Genomic DNA, 18,548 nt, shown 5'->3' on the forward strand with positions numbered 1-18,548 from the left:
CTAGTTCGAGCCGCCCCAGACCGGCAGCAGTCTTTCCACCCGTGTCCAGCCCGAGCGACCATCGGCCAGCCGCACGCGGCGCCAGCCCAGATAGGCCTTGTCGATCCGCCCCGCCGTGCCGCCCGCCAGCTGAATCTCCGCCTCCTCGGCCGGGGTGTCCACGGGCAGGGGACGCAGGGGGCCGGCGCCCCAGACCAGCACGGCCTTGTCGCTGGCCAGGACGCCATAGCCGCTCAGGGCCGTGGCGCTGATTACGCCGCCGATGACGGCCATGCCCGCCAGAGTCAGGCCAGCCCGCGTCAGGTAGGGCGTCGGACGATACCGGGCATAGAGGGCCGCCCCCAGTCCGAGGGTGAGCATCAGGGCGAAGCCGATCAGCAGCCAGCGCCAGGCGGCCGGCGAGGCGAGGGCGATAGCCCGGCCGCGCCAGTCCCGGGGACGGGGCACGCTGGCGCCGGGCTCCAGGCTGTAGCCGGCCTTGGCGCCCGTGGTCATCCAGAGCTGGCGGGTCTGGGGATCGGCCGGGTTCTGCACCCAGGCGATGGCCGCATGACCGGCGGCCTCTTCCCAGCGATCCTGGGCGGCCAGCGCAATGGCCAGATTGTGCCGCGTCCGCCAGTCGAGGGGCGCCTCGGCCACGCTCTTTCGCAAGGCCTCGGCGCTCATGTCCTGCGCCAGGGCCTGACCGCTCATCACCACCAGGGCGAGCCCGGCCATGGCCGCGGCCGGCAGCAGATTGCCTCGCCGCAAGGCGGTGGCCGGCTTGAAGGGCGGGGGCGGGCCAAGGTCGGCCAGGGCCGCCTGCGCGCGCTGGGTCCAGTCGTCGGGGAGCGCGCCGGAGCGGGCATAGAGAAACTGGTCGGCCTGCGCCCACAGGTCGCGCCACTGGGGATCGGCGAAGGCGTCCGGCGCGGGCGCCGCCAGGCCGAGACGCCAGCGCAGGGCGGCGTCAGCCTGCCAGGCGCGCACCAGGCGCCGGCGCTCGGGCGTTTCGGGGTTGAGGGCCAATCTGGCCAGGGTGGCGGCCAGCCGACGATGGGCGGCCCGTGGGATGCGGTCCGGGTCGGTCTGGTGGGCGCGCCACAGGGCCAGCAGGCCCCACAAGCCGGCCAGGATGAGGGGAAGGGCCAGCAGGGCGCCGATCCACAAGCCCCCGGCGGGCGGCGGCATGGCAGAGCCCCGGCCCTTCAGCATTGGGGGAAGACGGGCTTCATCGTCAGCCGCATTGGGCGGCGGGGCGTATGGCGGAAGCAGGTCGCCATTGGCCCCGGGCAGGACGTCCAGGGTGATCGCGTCGGCCCGTATCCGCTCAAAGCGGCCAGCCTGGGGATCGAAGACCACCATCTCGAAGTCGCTCAACACATAACGGCCAGCCCGCTGGGGGACGAGCGTCACGGTTTCGCCCAAGGTCCGCTCGAACAGGCCTGAACCCTCAGCCTCCTGCAGCTCGGGGGCGCCGACCACCTCGAAGTCGCGGGAGACCTGGCGAGGGGAGAGGCCCCGGATGGCGGGCCAGTTGCCGGTCCCAGACAGGGTGACCCGCCAGGTCAGGCTCTCGCCGACGCGGATCTCCTCGGCCTCGACCTCGGAGCTGACGGCGAACTGGCCGACGGCGCCGGTGAAGCCCTCCGGCGCGGGGGGCAGGGGCCGGATGGCGAACTCGCCAGGCGCGCTCTGGATGGTGCGGGTCTCGGTGATGGCCCGCTGGTACTCTTCCATGTCCACGACACCGGTCTGCAGGCGCATGACCTGGCTGGCCGGTTCGACCCTGATCTCGCCGGGTTGAAGCGCCATGGCGCGGGTCTTGAATTCGATCACCGCCCGGGACGCCCCCGGCGCGGGCGGATTGCGGAGCGCCGGCGCCCCCCAGGGCTCGGCGACCAGGGGCTCGGACGCCCATTCCAGCTCGCCCTCCAGATTGCCGAAGGTCGCCCAGTCCACGGTCCAGGCCAGGGTCAGGTCGAAGACCTCCCCGGCCCATAGGGGCTTGTCGGGCGCCTCGAAGGCCCCGGTGACGCTCTGGCCGAGGGCGGGCGCGGCCCACAGGGCGGCGAGCGCCATGAGCGCGGCGGCGGCGCGGCGTAGCCTCACCATGTCTGGGCTCCCGGCGGGCGGGGCTCGGCTGCGGCGGCGCGCAGCCGCTGGAAGAGCTCGGCCGGCGAATCGGCGGCCCGCAGGCGGCGCAGTTCGTCGAGGGGCTGGACCAGGGCCGGATTGCTCCACTCGGCGGGGTCGTAGACGTCCTCCTGCGAGCCGCCCACATTCTGCAGGCCCTGCTCGCCGGCGGTGGGTTCCTTCTGATCTTCCGGCGGACCGTCGCCGCCGCTGTCGCGGGCGTCTTCGCCGGCCACCGGCTGCTGGCCCTGGGCGCCCATGGGTTCGTTGGCCGGATCGGCGGGACCGGGGTCCTCCATGGGAGCCGGGGGCGGGGGAACCAGCAGCCGTTCCAGCTTGGCCTCGATAGCCGCCCAGTCCGCGAGGTCGGGGTCCTGGGCGCGGCCGCGCCTGGCCGCCATCAGACCGTCGCGCATGACCCCATCCTCCAGGGCGTGGCCGTGGCCCCGGTGGATCTCGCCATAGCGGGTCGCCACCTCGGCGATCCGCAGATGGTCGGCCGCGCCCAGCCGCGGCTTGGCGATCAGCTCTTCGGCCAGCTCGCGCATCTGAACCAGCGGGTCCTCCTCGCCCTGCAGGTCGGCCTCGGTCAGCAAGGGGGCCTGGGCCAGGGAACGGTCCAGGGGCAGGAAGGCGAGCGCCAGCAGGGCCACCAGGGCGGCCTGGACCACCGCCTGGGCGCGCCTCTGTCTCAGCCTGGGCCGCGCAGGGATCTCCACCGCCGCGCTCCAGACCAGCAAGGCCAGCGCCGCCAGGGCGAACCAGGCGAACTGGTCGGCCTTGGCGGTGGGGCGGCCTTCGATGGCGCCGGCCTTGTCGGGCGGGGTGAGGCTGGCGGCGCGGACAAGCTCGGTCAGACCAGAGGCCTCGGCCAGGGGGACCACCTGGCCCCCGGTCGCGCTGGCCAGTTCGCTTAAGGCGGCCGGCGTCAGGCGGGAAACCACCGGCGCGCCCGACGGCAGGGCCAGGGGCTGGCCGTCCGGCCCCGGCGGCGTCGCGCCGGCCTCGGTCCCCAGCCCCACGGCGATGATCCGCACATTCCGCGCTCGCAGGTCGGCCAGCCGCTCGCGCCAGGCGCCGGGCTCGGCCTCGCCGTCCGTCAGGATCACCAGGACCCGGCCCTGATCAGCGTCGCTGAAGCTGGCCAGGGTCAGGTCGAGCAGGGCGGAAAAGTCGCTGCCCGGCACCGGCATGTGCTCGGGCCCCATCTGCGGCAGATAGGCTGCGAGGATCGCCCGGTCCTCGCTAACCGGCGCCAGCAGGTGGGCCGTGCCGGCGAAGCCGATCAGGCCGATGCGCCGGTCGGGCAGGTCCTCGGCCAGGCGCGTGGCCAGACTGCGGGCCCGGGCAAGCCTGGTCGGCGAGACGTCAGCCGCCAGCATGCTGCGCGACAGGTCCAGGGCGATGATCACCTCGCCGGGCGCCTGGTCGCCCTCGGCCGGCGGCGCCTGGCCCCACTGGGGGCGCGCCAGGGCGAGGACCACCAGCAGCAGCGCCAGCCAGAACCGCCAGGCCAAGGGCGGTCCGCCGGCGCGACGGCTGTCAAATCGCACCCGCCCACCGGCCGCTACGCCCCGCCGGATCTGCGGCCAGGCGGTCTTGCCGTCGCCGCGGCGCGACAGCCAGGCGTCCAGAACCGCCAGGATCAGGACGAGGGCCGCCAGCCACAGAACCATGGGCCAGAGGAAGCTCATGCCGGCGCCCTGCGGCGATGGCGGCCGTTCAGGCGCGCGCCCAGACCGCTCCAGATGGGCGCCGCCATGAGCAGGGCGAGCAGCGCTGCGCCGAGCGGCCAGGGGAAGAGTTCGGTGGTGACCACGCGGGTGCGGGTGCTGAAGGCGGTCTTCTGGGCCGCGTCGATGGCGGCGAAGGCCTCGGTGAGCGCCTGGACGTCGCCGGCCTGGACGAAGCGGCCATCGGTCTCCTGGGCCATCCGCTGCAGGGCCTCGATGTCCAGGGCCGAGGGGAACTGGCGGGTGCCGACGCGTCGGCCCTGATCATCGAAAATGGGGAAGGGGACCATGCCGTTGCGCCCGGCGCCGATGGCGTAGACCGGCGTCCCCCGGTGGCGGGCGATGGCGGTGGCCTGGGGCGGGGTCAGGCTGCCGCTTGTGTTGGCGCCGTCGGTGAGCAGGATGACGAACTTGCCCACCGCGGCTTCGTCGCCGTCGCGCTCGTTCTCGAGGCCAGCGAGCGCAATGGCCAGACCGTCGCCAATGGCCGTGCCGTCGTCCAGCAGGCCGATCTGGATGGCGGCCAGCTGCTCCTCCAGCCAGGCGTGGTCGGTGGTTAGGGGGGCGAGCGTATAGGCCCGGGCGGCGAACACGACCACGCCGATCCGGTCGTTGGGCCGCTGGGTGACGAAGGCCTGGATCGCCGGGCGGACGGCCTCCAGCCGATTGATCGGCCCGTCCGGCCCCACATAGTCCTCGGCCAGCATCGAGGTGGAAAGGTCGATGGCCAGCATCAGGTCATAGCCCCGCGAGACCGCCTCCTGCCGCTGATCCGTGCGCTGCGGCTGCGCCAGGGCCAGCGCCAGCAGGGCCAGACCCACGCAAAGGGCGACCATCCGCCAGGGGGCGGCGGGCGTGCGGCTGCGTGGGTTCCAGGCTGCGGCATAGGGCACGAGCCACACGGGCGCCCGACCGCGCCACAGCCGCCAGGCGATCAGCGCCGGGATCAGGGCCAGCAGCAGGAGGAAGGCCGGGGCGGCGAGCTGGAACTGGCTCATGAGGCGTCGCGCAGGGCGCCGGCGCTGCGGGCGCGCAGAAAGCCCACCAGGGCGGCCAGGGGATCCTCATCGGCGCGCACGACCAGCCGATCGCCGGGATTGGGCCACCAGGCCGCCCAGCGGGCCTCGCGCTCGGCCCGCCAGGCCGCATGGGCCGCGCGGCGCGCCGGCGTGTCGTTCATCCAGACCAGCTGGCCGGCGGCGGGGTCATAGGCGGTGACGCCCTGGGCTGTGGGGCCGTCCCGCTCCCAGGGGTCCTCCACCCTAACCCCGATCACCGGATGACGTTTGCGGAAGGCGGCCCATTCCGGCGGTGGGGCCTGGTTTGGAACCTCGCCGAACCAGACCACCAGCGCGCCCTGCGGCGCCTGTTGCGAGATCAACGGCCAGGGAGCGAAGGGCGTCGGCGGCGCAGGGTCCGGCGGCGGGGCGGCGAACAGGGCGGCCAGGGCCGAGAGGATGCGGGCGCGGCGCCGCGTGGGACTGAACGCGGTCGAGCCGTCTGGCCTGACGTGCAGCAGGCCGGCCCGCTCGCGGTTCACCACCGCCAGCATCAGGGTCAGCGCGGCGAGTTGGAGCAGCACCTCGCGCTTGCTGGCCGCGCCGGATCCGAACTGCAGGGCCGGGTCGTCGCTGACCACGGCATAGACGGTCAGCTCGCGTTCCTCGACGAACACCTTGCGATAGAGGTCGCCGAGCCGGGCGGTGACGTTCCAGTCCACGTCGCGGATGTCGTCGCCGAACTCGTAGCGGACCACCTGGTCGAACTCCATGCCCCGGCCCCGGAACACCGAGCGATATCCGCCGGCCAGCAGGGTCTGCACCGAGCGTCGGCGCAGCTGCCATTCCAGCCGCCGCAGCGCGGTCTGGGCGCGGGGATCGATCTCGGGCGGGGAGGCCGTCATGGGACTTGGCGTCAGCCCGGGACGGGAACGTCGGCGAGCACCTGGGCGACCACGGTCTCGGCGCTCAGACCGGCGGCCTCGGCCTCATAGGTCAGGCCGATCCGGTGGCGCAGCACGTCGCGGGCCACCTCCTGCACCAGGGCCGGGGTCACCTGGGCCAGGCCGCGGATGAAGGCGAGCGCCCGGCTCGACTGATAGAGGGCCAGGGTCGCCCGCGGCGAGGCGCCAAAGGCCAGTTGGCGCAGGCCAGGCGTTCCCCCCCTAGGCGCGGGCGCGGCCATGTCCCGGGTCCTGCGGACCAGGGCCAGCAGATAGGCCTCGATCTCCGGCGCCACGAACACCTCATCGACGCCCTGGCGCAGGGCCAGCAGCTCAGGCCCGTTGGACGCGGCCTCCACCGAGGGCGACCGGGTCGCCGAGCCCCAGCGGCGCAGCATCTCCAACTCGTCCGTGTCTGACGGATAGTCGAGCAGCACTTTGAACAGGAAGCGGTCGGTCTGGGCCTCGGGCAGGGGATAGGTGCCCTCGTGCTCCACCGGGTTTTGCGTCGCCAGCACCAGGAAAGGATCGGGCAGGGGATGGCGGGTCCCACCGATGGTCACCTGCCGCTCCTGCATGGCCTCCAGCAGGGCGCTCTGCACCTTGGCCGGCGAGCGGTTGATCTCGTCGGCCAGGACGATATTGGCGAAGACCGGCCCGAGATGCGGGGTGAAGCTGCCGTCGTGGGGGGAATAGACCAGCGTGCCGACCACGTCGCTGGGCAGCAGGTCCGGCGTGAACTGAATGCGCTCGAAATCCAGGCCCATGGCCTGGCCCAGGGACTTGACCAGCAGGGTCTTGGCCAGGCCCGGCATCCCTTCGAGCAGGACGTGGCCGCCCACCAGCAGGGCGATCTGCAACCGCTCGATCACCTCGGTCTGGCCCAGCACCGCCTTGCCGATCTCGGCCGACAGGCGCGCGGCCCAGGCGGGACCCGGCAGGGTGGCGGACGAGGCGGGCTGCGGGTGACTCATCGGGGACCATCCACGCTTTACAGATACGGCCGGCGCGCCCCATGCCGGGCGCGCCGGGTCTTCCAGACAATACTATTGGCCGCGCCGCAGGACCCGGCCGTGCCGCTCGTCGGTCACCTTGCCGTCGATGACGGCGGGCTTCCCGTTGACGAAGATGTACGCCATCCCCTCGGAATAGGCGTGCGGCTCCTGATAGGTGGCCACGTCGCGGATGGTTTCGGGATCGAAGACCAGCACGTCGGCATAGGCGCCGGGGCGTAGGACGCCGCGATCCTTGATCGAGAACACCTCGGCCGAAAGGCCGCTGGAGGCGTGGATCGCCTGGGCCATGCTGATCACCTCCCGCTCCTTGACGTAGCGGTGGAACTTCCGCGGGAAGGCGCCATAGGCCCGCGGGTGCTCGCCGCCGACGCCGAAGGGACCCAGGGCGCCGTCGCTGGAGGTCATGGTCCAGGGCTGCTGCATCAGCCGCTCGACGTCGCTCTCGTTCATATTGAACGACACGATGCTGGCGCCGCCCTCGATCAGCATGTCGATGGCGGTGTCCAGCGGGTCCTGCAGGTTGCGCCGCGCGATCTCGTCCAGGCGCATGCCGTTCAGGGAGGGATCGGCCCGGTAGTTGCGGATCATGATGGCGTTGGCGCCGGCCCGGCGCTCCAGATTGGCCACCATCTCCTGGCGGATCAGGGCGCGTTGCTCGGGATTCTGCAGGCGCTTGGCCGTCGCCTCGGGTCCGCCCTCCTGCGCCCAACCTGGGACCAGGGAGGCCTGGAGGGACGAGCCGGACGCCGCATAGGGATACTGATCGGCCCAGATGGACAGGCCCTCGGCGCGGGCGGCGTTGATCATCTCCACCGCCTGCTCGGACTGCCCCCAGACGCTGGGGCCGAGCATCTTCATGTGGGTGACCACGCCGATGATGCCGGTCTGGCGGGAGACCTCGATCAACTCCTCGATCGCCCCCAGCACGCCGACGTCATAGCTCGACTCGTCGCGGATGTGGCTGATGTGGAAGGCGTCTGGATAGGTCTGGGCCACCTTGGCCAGGGCGACCAGCTCAGAGGTGTCGGAGAACTTGCCGGGAATGTAGAAGGGGCCGCTGGAGAAGCCGAAGGCGCCCAGGTCCATGGCCTGTTTGACCAGGGTTTCCATCTGGGCCAGCTCGGCGGCGGTCGGTTTGCGGTTCTCCAGGCCCATCACGTCGCGACGGACGCCATTGTGGCCGATCATCGGCACGACGTTCACGCCCGGCACATTGGTCTCGATGGCGTCGATCTGGGGGCGCAGGTCGCCGGGGCCGCCGCCGTCCGGATTGATCATCACCGTGGTGATCCCCTGATAGAGGATCGGCACGGCGGCCGAGAGTTCGGGTGTGCCGATTTCCGGCGCGGCGTGGGAGTGGGGATCGATGAAGCCCGGCGAGACGATCTTGCCCGTGGCGTCGACGGTGGTGGTGGCCGTCGCCGTGGCGGGAATGGCGCCGATCTCGACGATGCGCTCGCCCTTGATCGCCACGTCGGCGGTGCGGCCCTCGGCTCCGGTGCCGTCATAGACCATGCCACCGCGGATCAGCACGTCGTAGGCCTGGGCCAGGGCCTGGGTTGAGACTCCCGACATCAGGCCGAGCGCAAGGCCGGCCGCCAGCAAGCGGCGACGGATAAATCTCGGCGGGGTCGTCACGGGGCGGTCGGGGGTCATGGTGGTCTCCACGAACTGGAACTGTTGGGGCGTCGTTTCCTCGCCGGGCCCTTGCGCCTTGGAACGCGAGGCGAGCCTGGCCGTCGTTATGAAAAGAGCCCCGGGCTTTCGCCCGGGGCTCGTCTGGCCTTGATCAGTACTCGAAGCGCACGCCCACCCGGAACACGCGGCCGAGGATGTCATAGATCCCCTGGCTGGTGGATGGGTTGCCATAGGCGGTGCCTGCCGGGCCCTGCGGCACGATCTCCGGGTCGCGGTTGAACAGGTTGGAGATGCTGACGAAGGCTTCGGTCTTCTGAAGAACCTTCAGGTCATAGGTCATCGCCAGGTCGACATAGAAGGCGCCGTCCACATGGTTGTTGTTGATCGTGCGGTTGGCGATGGTCGAGGCTGGGCAGCCGGTGGTGCACTCGACAAAGGCGTTGTCGAGCTTGCTGTCGCTGACGCCGCGACCGGTGACCTGGATGGTCCAGGGATCGGCCGTATAGGTCGCCGTGGCCCGGTAGATGAACTCCGGCAGGGCGATCGAGCCGGCGTTGTCGGTCGGAACGTCGATGCCGTTGTCTTCGTAGTTTTCCAGGTAGTAGGTGCCGACGGCCCGCAGCGCCACGGCGCCATCGCCGAGGTTGAACCGGTAGGAGGCCTCCAGGTCGAGCCCGCGGGACTTCTGAACCGCGAAGTTGAACGGGCTGACGGACACCTGGCTGATCTGGTTGCCCGACCGCGTGATGGCCGCGCAGTACTCCTGGTTCCCCTGGAAGCAGCGGTCGACGATGGTGTTGGCCAGCACCGAGCCGATGGCGCCTTCGATCTGGATGTCGAAATAGTCGATGGCCGCGGCGAAGCCCGGCAGGAAGGTGGGTTGCAGCACCACGCCGACGCCCCAGGTGTCGGCCAGCTCGGGCTGGAGATTGAGGTTGCCGGTGGTGACTTCCAGGAACTGGGTGGACTGGTTGTTGTTGAACGGGTCCAGCAGGGTGTTGGTGCGGCTGGTGCCCGCCGCGAACAGTTCGTTCAGGTTCGGCGCGCGGATGTCCCGCGAACGGGTGACGCGGAAGCGGATGTCTTCGATGGGCGAATAGACCGCGCCCACCTTCCAGGTCGTGACATAGCCGGAGGTGCTGTAGTCGGTGCCGCGGACCGCGGCGTTCAGGTCGAAGTTATCAGCCAGCGGAATGACCGCTTCCAGATAGGCCTCGGTGACCGTGTAGGAGCCGAAGGTCGGCAGGTAGTTGCCGACGAACCAGCCGGACCGATACTCGGTCGGCACCTCGCCGGAGACTTCTTCCTTACGGTGCTCGATACCTGCGGCCATGGAGACCGGACCCGCCCAGGTGGAGAAGGGGTCGCCGGAGATGTTGGCGGCAGCCACCTGCTGGGTGAAGAACTGCTTCCGCTGCGGATCGCCCAGGATGTAGTCCAGGGCGGCCTGGGAATTGACGCCGATGCCCATGCGGTTGAAGGGCACGCAGCCATTGGTCGGATTGGTCAGGGTCGAGCGGCAGACGATGTCGCCGTTCGGCGCGAAGACCGCATCCTGGGCCAGGGCCAGGCGAGCATTGTTGGTGATGTCCTTGGCGATCTCGAGGGTCTCGGTCTCACCCCTCTGATAATAGGCGTCCCAGCGCCAGTCGCGATCAAGGGCGGTGAAGTCGCCCTCGGCCCCGACCACATAGCGGGTGACGCTGCGCTCGTTGTCGGTCTTGCGGATCGGCAGATCGGCGTTGGTGGTGCCGAGGCTGAAGCTCGCGATGTTCAGGGCGGCCAGCTGCTGGCGGATGTTGGCCGGCAGGAAGGCGTTGTCGGACCGGATGGTGACATTGCCCTGGTTGAACTGAACGCCCGTCCAGCCGAGCGAGGCGTGTTCGTTGTACGAGACCTGACCGAAGATCTCGATATTGTCGGTGAGGTCGTAGCTGACCCGGCCGAAGAAGCCCTTGCGGCGATCGTCGGCGTTCAGGGACTGTTTGTCATTGACCTGGACGGACTGCCAGTCGCCGCCGATCATCCAGGGATCGCGGGTCAGGCCATAGGCCTGCTGGCCCACCACGCCGCCGACGCCGAAGGTGGTGCCGCGCAGGGGGGTGTTGACGATGATCCCGCCCGGCGTGGCGTTGGACAGGCCGGCGCCGCGGGTGACGAAGCGCTCGGGCTGGCCATTGCCCGGAACGTAGTTCGGGTTGGTGATGATGTACCAGCCGTCGTTGTTCCAGTCGCGCGGCACCCCATAGATGCCCTCGCGATCGACGATCTCGCCGTTCAGCAGCAGATGGCCGCGGCCGCCGGCGAACTGGGTCCCGTAGGTCAGGTTGACCCGGTACTGGTCATCGTCCCCGTAGGTGGTCTGGCCGCCTTCGATCGAGCCCTTGAAGCCCTGGTAGTCGGTGTCGAGGATGAAGTTGACCACGCCGCTGACGGCGTCGGAGCCGTAGGCCGCCGAGGCGCCGCCGGTGACGATCTGAACCCCGCTGATCAGGCCCTGCGGGAAGGTGTTGACGTCCACCGCGCCGGTGATGGTCGAGCCCACCGAGCGCTGGCCGTTCAGCAGCACCAGGGTGCGGGTGGCGCCCAAGCCGCGCAGGTTCAGGGCGTTGACGCCCGATGTGCCGGCGCTGATCGAGGCGTTGGAGGTCTGCGGCGTGGCGCTGCCGACGATGGAGGGGATGTCGTTGACGAAGTCGGCGACGTTGGAGGGGGCCGCCGCCAGGATTTCGGTCTCGCTGATCACCGTCAGCGGGGTGGGCGCCTGATAGCCGTCGCGGACGACCCGCGTGCCGGTGACCACCAGTTCTTCGACGCTGGCCACGTCCGCCGGCGCCGCGGTCTGCGCGCTGGCCGCTCCGGCTGCGGCGACGCCGAGCAGCAGGGCCATAGCCGACGCCCCGTGGGCCAGGCCCAATTTCCGGGCAGATTTAAGCCCCTGCGCTCGGACGTTGTGCATCTGAAGATTTCTTGACATGACTAGCCCCCTCGGAATTGACGATAAGCAGAATGTTCATCTGACGGCCGGCTTTATTATTATTCGCCGGAACAGAGATGATCTGCGTCCGTATTCATATCGAGGTTGTCGGCCCCCCTCTCGGGTGTCAACGCCGGCTCCCCTTCGGAATATTGCAGGGCCTATAACCCACAGACATAGGTGTGGCGGCTGCGGTCGGCGTGGCGACTGAAGGAGGCCTTGGCGGGCCTACCTTTGCGGGACCTGCTCGACAGGAGTCTCAAAGCCCTTAACGGGGCGAGGTCGCGCACGCTGCGACGGAGACTTCGCCCGATTCCGGGCGCGCCAGGGACGGATTCGGGGCGCCGCAGCGGATCGGCGGCCTGCCTGGAGCGGCCCATGGCGTCAGGCTATTGATCGCGCAATATTCGGAAGGGCCATCTCGATTGACACTAATGTCACAGGACTGACACCCTTCCTGAGGGCCGGGGCAAGACGTCTTCGGCGCCGGGGCGTCCGCGCGAAGATTCGGGCAGTCATCCTGTCAATATTCAGCCGCGCGCCGGTATTTGGCCGCGTCGCCAGCCCGGATGGTCCAAATTCGGACGGCCCAGTTTGAACAAGGATCCGACATGAAGACGCCCCCATTCTTCCTCCGCCGCCGGGTCCTGGCAGCGGGTCTGGCGCTCGGTCTGATGGCGGGAGTTTCGGGCGAGGCCCTGGCCCAGGACTATGACGTCCTGATCCGCGGCGGCCTGCTGTTCGACGGGACGGGGTCCGAGGGCCGGGCCGCCGACGTGGCGATCAAGGGCGACCGCATCGTCGAGGTCGGCGAGATCCCGGCCGCCGCCACCGCGGCTACGGTCGTGGACGCCACGGGCAAGTATGTGTCCCCCGGCTTCATCGACACCCATTCCCACGCGGCCCCGGGCATCGAGACCCCGGAACTGGCGCCGGCCATCTCGGTCCTCACGCAGGGGATCACCACGGCGATGATCAATCCCGACGGCGGCGGCCCGGCCGACCTGCGCCCGCAGGTGGCGGCGATCGAAGCGAACAAGCCCGGCGTCAATGTGCTCCCGATGATTGGCCACAACGGCGTGCGTCGCGCCGTCATGGGGCTGGAGAACCGCAAGCCCACCGCCGCCGAGCTCACGCAGATGCAGGGCCTGGTGCGCGAGGCCATGACCTTCGGCGCGCTGGGCATGTCCAGCGGCCCCTTCTATGTGCCGGGCAAGTATTCCGACACGTCCGAGATCGCCGCCCTGGCCAAGGTGGCGGCCGAGTTTCCGAACGCCTTCCACACCAGCCATATCCGCGACGAGTCCAGCTATGACATCGGCGTCCTGGCTTCGGTGGCCGAGCTGATCGAGGTCTCCCGCCAGACCGGCATCATCGGCGTCGTCAGCCACATGAAGATGCTCGGCCCCACCGTCTGGGGTCAGTCGGACGAGGCGGTGCAGATGATCGAGGCCGCCCGGGCGGAAGGTCTGTCCATCTGGGCCGACCAGTATCCTTACGCCGCCTCCAGCACCGGCCTGTCGGCGGCCCTGATCCCCGGCTGGGCGCAGGAGGGTGGGCAGGAGGCCCTGTCCAAGCGCCTGCAGAACCCCGAACAGCGGGCCCTGATCCGCGAGGGCATGGTCGAGAATCTGGCCCGCCGGGCCGGCGCCAACGCCATCATGATCTCGAGCTACAGCGCCGATCCCTCCCTGGAGGGGATGCGCCTGGACGAGATCGCCAGGCGTGACCTGAAGGACCCGCTGGACACCGCCATCGACCTGCTGATCAAGGGCGGGGCCGGCATCGTGTCGTTCAACATGAACGAGGACGATCTGGAGCTGCTGATGAAGCAGCCCTGGATGATGACGTCGTCCGACGGGGCCCTGGTGACCTTTGGCGAGGGCGCCGAGCATCCCCGGGCCTACGGCGCCTATCCCCGCAAGCTGCGGCGCTATGTGATCGAGCGCGAGGTGATCAGCATGGCCCAGGCGATCCATTCGTCCAGCGGCCTGCCGGCCGAGGTGTTCGCCATTCCCGACCGCGGCGTGATCCGCGCCGGCGCCTATGCAGACGTGCTGGTCTTCGATCCCGAGACGGTGCGCGACGTGGCCACCTATCCCAAGCCGCACGCCTATTCCCAGGGGATGGACTACGTCTTCGTCAACGGCAAGGCGGCCCTGGCGCAGGGCGAAGTCACCGCCGAACGCGCCGGCCGCGTCATCCTGCGCGGCCGCTAGCCGCGCTGGCCAGGGCCGGAGCCGTCGCCCCACAGGCGGCTCCGGCCCGAACGTCTTCATCAGGCCTCCTCCAGTCCAGGACCACATTCATGCGCCGTGCGACCCTGAAATCCCTGCTGCTCGCCACCGCCCTGATGGGCGCCAGCGCCGCCCAGGCCGCCGAGTTCGACCTGGTGATCCTGGGGGGGCAGGTGGTGGATGGCACAGGCAAGCCTGCCTATCGCGCCGACCTGGCGGTGCGGGGCGACCGGATCGTGAGGATCGCACCGGGCGGCCTTAGGCCTGAGGATGGCGACGCCGTGCTGGACGCCCGCGGCCTCGTCGTGGCGCCGGGCTTCATCGACAACCACGCCCACATCGCCGACAACATCCACGAATACCCCCTGGCCGAGAACTTCGTCCGCCAGGGCATAACCAGCATCATCGCAAGCCTGCACAGCGGGCCGCAGCCCTATCCGCTCAAGCCCTATGTCGAGGCCCTGAAGGTCGCGCCCAATGTCGGCTTCTTCGCCGGCCACAGCTTCGCCCGCACCCAGGTGCTCGGGATGGAGAACCGCGCGCCGAGCCCCGCCGAGCTGGCGCGGATGCAGAAGATCATCGCCGACACCATGGCCGATGGGGCGCTGGGGATGTCCACGGGCCTCGTCTATGTCCCGGCCAACTACGCCGAGCCCGATGAAGTGATCGCCATGGCCAAGGTCGCCGCCTGCTGGGGCGGGATCTATGTCTCGCACATGCGCGACGAGGGGGCCGGCGTTCTGGACTCCGTGGCCGAGGTGATCGAGGTCGCTGACAAGGCCGGCCTGCCGGGCCAGATCAACCACCATAAGGCCATGGGCTCCACCCAGTGGGGCTGGAGCGTCAAGACCCTGGCCATGATCGACGAGGCTCGCGCCCGCGGCCTGGACATCACCCACGACCTCTATCCCTATTCGGCCTCCAGCTCGTCTTCGGCGGTGATGTTCCCCGGCTGGGCCCTGGCTGGCGGCCCCGAAGGCTTCAAGGCCCGGATGGAGGACGCCGAGGTCCGCGCCAGGGTCGAGGCCGAGATGATGCGGATCCTGATGGTCCAGCGGGGCGGGGCGGATCTGGAGCGCCTGCAGTTCCGCAGCCTGGCGGCCGACCCGTCGTATAACGGCAGGACCCTGGCGGATCTGGCCAAGGATCGTGGCCTGGCCGGCACGCCGGAGGACGCCATCCAGCTGTTGATCGAGCTGCAGCTCAAGGGCGGCTTCACCGCCATCTATCACGTGATGGACGAGGCCGACGTGGTGCGCATCCTGCAGCACCCCCTGGCCATGATCGAGACCGACGGCGACCCGGTGGGCTTTGGCGACGGCCTCCCGCATCCGCGCACCTATGGCGCCTTCCCCCGGGTGTTGGCCCGCTATGTGCGCGAACAGCAGGTGATCACGCTTGAGGACGCCGTGCGCCGCATGACCTCTCTCGCCGCCGACCAGGTGGGCCAGACCGAGCGCGGCCGGCTGGCGGAAGGCGCCTTCGCCGACATCACCGTCTTCGACGCCGACACCATCGCCGACAAGGCGACCTTCGAGGACCCGCACCAGTACGCCGTCGGCATCCGCCATGTGGTGATCAATGGCGTGCCGGTGATCCGTGCCGGCGCGCTCACGGGCGCCATGCCCGGCCGGCCGCTGTTGGGTCCGGCGCGCCCCGATGCGGTGCGGGTTGACCCGACCACGCCGGGCTGCCCGGCGGCTTAGAGCGTCAGCGCCACCCCGCCCATGCCTGAGGCCCAGCTGGGCATGGGCTCATAGTACAGGCGCTCGCCAAGGGCGCCGGGGGCTGCGCCGGCCAGGGCGATCCAGGCGCTGACCTCCAGGCCGCCATTGCCGGCCGCCTCCAGGATCTCGGCGTTGGTCATGCGGGCGAGTTCGACGCCGCGGCCCTCGACCATGGCGTCCATGAAGGCGAGGTCCCAGTCGGCGTTGACCTGGCCTTCTTCTGGCACGCCCAGCCAGTGGGACAGACCGCCGCCGGCCAGCAGGGCCACCCGCTCGCCCGCCGGGCGCACGGTCTCCACATAGGCCTTCAGCAAGCCGCCCAGGCGCCAGCAGGCCTCGGGCTCGGGCGGCGGCGCTATGGCGGCGTTCACATAGAGCAGGGCGGTGGGCAGGGTCCGGTTTGGGTCCACAACCCCATGCGGGATCATCACCCCATGGTCGGGGCGGGCGCCGGTCAGGGTCTGCACCGCCTGGCCCTGGTCATCGAGGAAATCGGCCAGGCCTTTCGCGAAGGCCGCGGCGCCGGGGATGGGGTCGGTGGGCAGGCCCATGTCGCCATAGGGAACCAGCACGTCGTCCAGGGCCACGGCGAAGGGGGCGGGCTGGTCGGCGTGGAAGTTGTTCAGATGGTCGGCGGTGATCACCACCAGCACGTCGGGCCGGGCGGCGTGCAGCCGGCGGCCGATCTCGCGCATGCCCTGGAAGACCCGCTCGGCCTGGTCCTCCACGCCGTCCGGCGCGCCCAGCACATGGGAGGTGGCGAAGGCTCCGACGATCTGGCCCATGGGCTACCTCCGGTCGAAATAATAGCTGATAGAAAACGGCGTGATGGTCGCCCGGCCCGACCAGATCAGCCACTTGATGATCAGGTTCGGATGGATGCCCAGGCCATGCAGATCATCGCGCCCGCCCTGGCTCAGCACGTCCCGCGCGCCTTCCGGCACGCCGAAGCGGTCGTAAAGCTGGGCGGGATCGGTCCTGATCAGCCCCCGGTCGGCCGGGGTGGCGATCAGGTGGTGGATCATGGCGTGAACGCCCTCGGGCGCGGCCATGCCTAGAGGCTCCGGGGCTGAACGAAGTCGAGCACGGCGCGGCAGAAATCGTCCCGCTGCTCGATCATCGCCCAGTGGCCGCAGTGGGGGACGATATAGCCCCACGAGTTCTCGAACAGCTCCAGGAACCGGTAGGCTCGCGGCAGGATCGAGACGCCGTCCTCCTTGCCGTTCACCACCAGGATCGGGTGCTTGATCGTCGCCAGCCGCTCTTCGGGATAGTTGAGCGTGCCGGTCTTCGTCTGGGCGTTGATCGCCGCCAGCGCCGCGCGGGCCTCAGGCCCGTCGACGATCTCGTAGCGGTACTGGATCATCTCCTCGGGCGGGACATAGGCCGGGCCGGTGAGGCCCGAGACCACCCGGCGCATGCCCTCGACCGTGAAGTCGTACTGCAGGTTCTTCATCAGGTCGGGCGAGGGCTTTTCGGGGATCGGCAGGCCGGCGCTGCCCATCAGCACCAGGCGCTCCACCATCTCCGGATGATCCAGGGCCACGCCGATCGAGGCCGCGCCGCCCATGGAATTGCCCACCAGGACGACGGGGCCCAGGTCCATGGCCTTGAGGAAGGCGGCCAGGTGGGCGTTCCGGCCCGGCTGGTCATAGAGATAGGTCTCGGGCGAGGGCTTGTCGGTGTGGCCAAAGCCGATCATGTCCGGGGCGATCACCCGGTGGGTGCGGGCGAAGATCGGCAGGCACTCGATCCAGTTGCCATAGGCGTCGGCGCCGGCGCCGCCCCCATGCACCAGGACCATGGGCGGGCCTTCGCCGGCCTCCAGATAGTGGGTGCGGACGCCACCTGCGTCGATGAACCGGCTGGCGACGCCGGTTCCGTCCAGCTTCATCTCAGCGCTCATCGCAGGTGCTCCGGGGTCTGGATGCCGCGGTTGCAGCGGCTGGCGAGCCTGCGCCATTCGAGGATCGTCACGTCCGGCTCGCAGAGCATCTCGTCCAGCCAGCCATAGTCGTCCTGATAGAAGGGCTGGGTGACCTCGCGGGCCCAGATGTCGTCGGCGTTGAAGCCGTCCAGGCCGTGGGGCTTCCAGATGGTCTCGAAGTCGTTGGCGAACTTGGTGCGGGCTTCGTCGGTCTTGGCCTCGTGGCCGATGGTCTGGAAGTAGATGTGGGTGTCGGCGTCGATCGGCACGTACCACTCGAACTGGGTGAGGCCGGGCGCCGGGAAGGAGTCGACCTTCAGCACGCCGGGCAGCCAGCACGAGGTCTTCATGGCCGCAGACGTGCCGCTGGCCTCGCCGGTGCGGACGCCACGGACCACGACCTCGCCGTCCACCTCGCCCTCCCAGGCCGGCTTGTGGAGGGCGAAGTCGTCGATCACGCCCTTGGGCCCATCAGGCGCCTCCACCGTCTCCACCGCGCCGGGCAGGGGGGTATGGCCGATGGGGAAGTTGAACACCCGGTAGTGGCGCAGGGTGGTGTCCTTGTGGATGAAGATGTGCAGGGCGTCGAAGCCGTTCTCGGCCCCCAGGCGCCAGTTGGAGTTCACCACCCGGTGCTTGCCCAGGATCATGACGTCGTCGTCCAGGAAGCCCGGCGGCACGTCGTGCGCCAGGGGCGGGGGCGGGCCCTCCTCGGTGTCGCCGATGAAGACGAAGATCACGCCCTTGGCTTCCTCGACCGGGAAGGTGGTGATCTTGCGCCGGCCGATCAGGCGGCTGTCGGGCACGGCCAGGATATTGACCAGCTCGCCGGTCTGAACCCGGTAGGTGTAGCCGTGGTACCAGCAGGTGATGGTGTCGCGGGTGTAGCAGTCCAGCTTCTTCGACAGGGGCACGCCCCGGTGCAGGCAGCGGTCGCGGATCGAATAGACCTTGCCGTCGATGCGCTTGAGGATCAGGGCCTCGCCCAGCAGCTTGACCGTAATCGCCTCGCCCTCGGCGATCTCCTTGGAGAAGCGCACCGGGTACCAGTGATTCCGGAAGCCGAGCTTGGCCTCCACATAACCCTTCCAGTCGCCGACCGCGTTGGCGACCTCAGGATTGACGAAATGATCCTCACTCATGGGATTCCTACTCTGACGCGGCGCCGACTTTGGCGATCTTGTTTGTATGACAATATGACGGAAGAGCTTGAGGCAAGCCTAGGCCTAGCCCTGC

13 protein-coding genes are annotated in these 18,548 nt (G+C 69.6%); 2 read left to right on the forward strand and 11 right to left on the reverse strand.

What is annotated here, in order from left to right:
• The 7 genes from Q8L83_RS03170 to Q8L83_RS03200 all read right to left on the reverse strand — a co-directional run bounded on the left by Q8L83_RS03170 (position 1) and on the right by Q8L83_RS03200 (position 11,334).
• A complete protein-coding gene (locus Q8L83_RS03170; RefSeq protein ID WP_305284696.1) occupies positions 1 to 2,094 on the reverse strand; it encodes a BatD family protein in 2,094 nt (697 codons plus the stop codon).
• Positions 2,088 to 3,809, reverse strand: coding sequence for a VWA domain-containing protein (locus Q8L83_RS03175; RefSeq protein ID WP_305284697.1), 1,722 nt, complete (start codon positions 3,807 to 3,809; stop codon positions 2,088 to 2,090). The genes Q8L83_RS03170 and Q8L83_RS03175 overlap by 7 nt, the downstream gene beginning before the upstream one ends.
• Positions 3,806 to 4,846 (reverse strand): VWA domain-containing protein, encoded by a 1,041-nt coding sequence (locus Q8L83_RS03180; protein WP_305284698.1) that lies wholly within the window; start codon positions 4,844 to 4,846, stop codon positions 3,806 to 3,808. The genes Q8L83_RS03175 and Q8L83_RS03180 overlap by 4 nt, the downstream gene beginning before the upstream one ends.
• The gene (locus Q8L83_RS03185) at positions 4,843 to 5,751 is read right to left on the reverse strand and encodes a DUF58 domain-containing protein (protein WP_305284699.1); all 909 of its coding nucleotides are present in this window, start codon (positions 5,749 to 5,751) and stop codon (positions 4,843 to 4,845) included. Before Q8L83_RS03185 ends, Q8L83_RS03180 begins: the two co-directional genes overlap by 4 nt.
• An 11-nt stretch (positions 5,752 to 5,762) precedes the next feature.
• The gene (locus Q8L83_RS03190; RefSeq protein WP_305284700.1) at positions 5,763 to 6,764 is read right to left on the reverse strand and encodes a MoxR family ATPase; all 1,002 of its coding nucleotides are present in this window, start codon (positions 6,762 to 6,764) and stop codon (positions 5,763 to 5,765) included.
• A gap of 72 nt (positions 6,765 to 6,836) precedes the next feature.
• Entirely contained in the window at positions 6,837 to 8,462 is a 1,626-nt protein-coding gene (locus Q8L83_RS03195; protein ID WP_305284701.1) for an amidohydrolase family protein, read from the reverse strand.
• A gap of 133 nt (positions 8,463 to 8,595) precedes the next feature.
• Positions 8,596 to 11,334 carry a TonB-dependent siderophore receptor gene (locus tag Q8L83_RS03200; protein WP_305284702.1) on the reverse strand — a complete coding sequence of 913 codons (2,739 nt, stop codon included), beginning with the start codon at positions 11,332 to 11,334 and terminating at the stop codon, positions 8,596 to 8,598.
• Positions 11,335 to 12,032: 698 nt separating this feature from the next.
• Here Q8L83_RS03200 and Q8L83_RS03205 point away from each other — a divergent pair.
• Both Q8L83_RS03205 and Q8L83_RS03210 read left to right on the forward strand, forming a co-directional pair.
• Positions 12,033 to 13,640, forward strand: coding sequence for an amidohydrolase family protein (locus Q8L83_RS03205; protein WP_305284703.1), 1,608 nt, complete (start codon positions 12,033 to 12,035; stop codon positions 13,638 to 13,640).
• Positions 13,641 to 13,729: 89 nt separating this feature from the next.
• Positions 13,730 to 15,364 (forward strand): amidohydrolase family protein, encoded by a 1,635-nt coding sequence (locus Q8L83_RS03210; RefSeq protein ID WP_305284704.1) that lies wholly within the window; start codon positions 13,730 to 13,732, stop codon positions 15,362 to 15,364.
• Here Q8L83_RS03210 and Q8L83_RS03215 read toward each other — a convergent pair.
• Genes Q8L83_RS03215 through Q8L83_RS03230 form a run of 4 tightly spaced genes read right to left on the reverse strand, consistent with a single transcriptional unit; the run spans position 15,361 to position 18,454 of the window.
• Complete coding sequence (locus Q8L83_RS03215; RefSeq protein WP_305284705.1) at positions 15,361 to 16,170, reverse strand: hypothetical protein; 810 nt, start codon at positions 16,168 to 16,170, stop codon at positions 15,361 to 15,363. The genes Q8L83_RS03210 and Q8L83_RS03215 overlap by 4 nt on opposite strands.
• Before the next feature lie 3 nt (positions 16,171 to 16,173).
• Entirely contained in the window at positions 16,174 to 16,437 is a 264-nt protein-coding gene (locus Q8L83_RS03220) for a hypothetical protein (RefSeq protein WP_305284706.1), read from the reverse strand.
• Between the two features lie 2 nt (positions 16,438 to 16,439).
• Positions 16,440 to 17,291 (reverse strand): alpha/beta fold hydrolase, encoded by an 852-nt coding sequence (locus Q8L83_RS03225; protein WP_305284707.1) that lies wholly within the window; start codon positions 17,289 to 17,291, stop codon positions 16,440 to 16,442.
• On the reverse strand, positions 17,288 to 18,454 hold the full coding sequence (locus tag Q8L83_RS03230) for a Rieske 2Fe-2S domain-containing protein (RefSeq protein ID WP_305284708.1): 1,167 nt from the start codon (positions 18,452 to 18,454) through the stop codon (positions 17,288 to 17,290). Before Q8L83_RS03230 ends, Q8L83_RS03225 begins: the two co-directional genes overlap by 4 nt.
• Positions 18,455 to 18,548: the final 94 nt, after the last annotated feature.

Source organism: Phenylobacterium sp. (assembly GCF_030680185.1).
GTDB lineage: Bacteria > Pseudomonadota > Alphaproteobacteria > Caulobacterales > Caulobacteraceae > Phenylobacterium.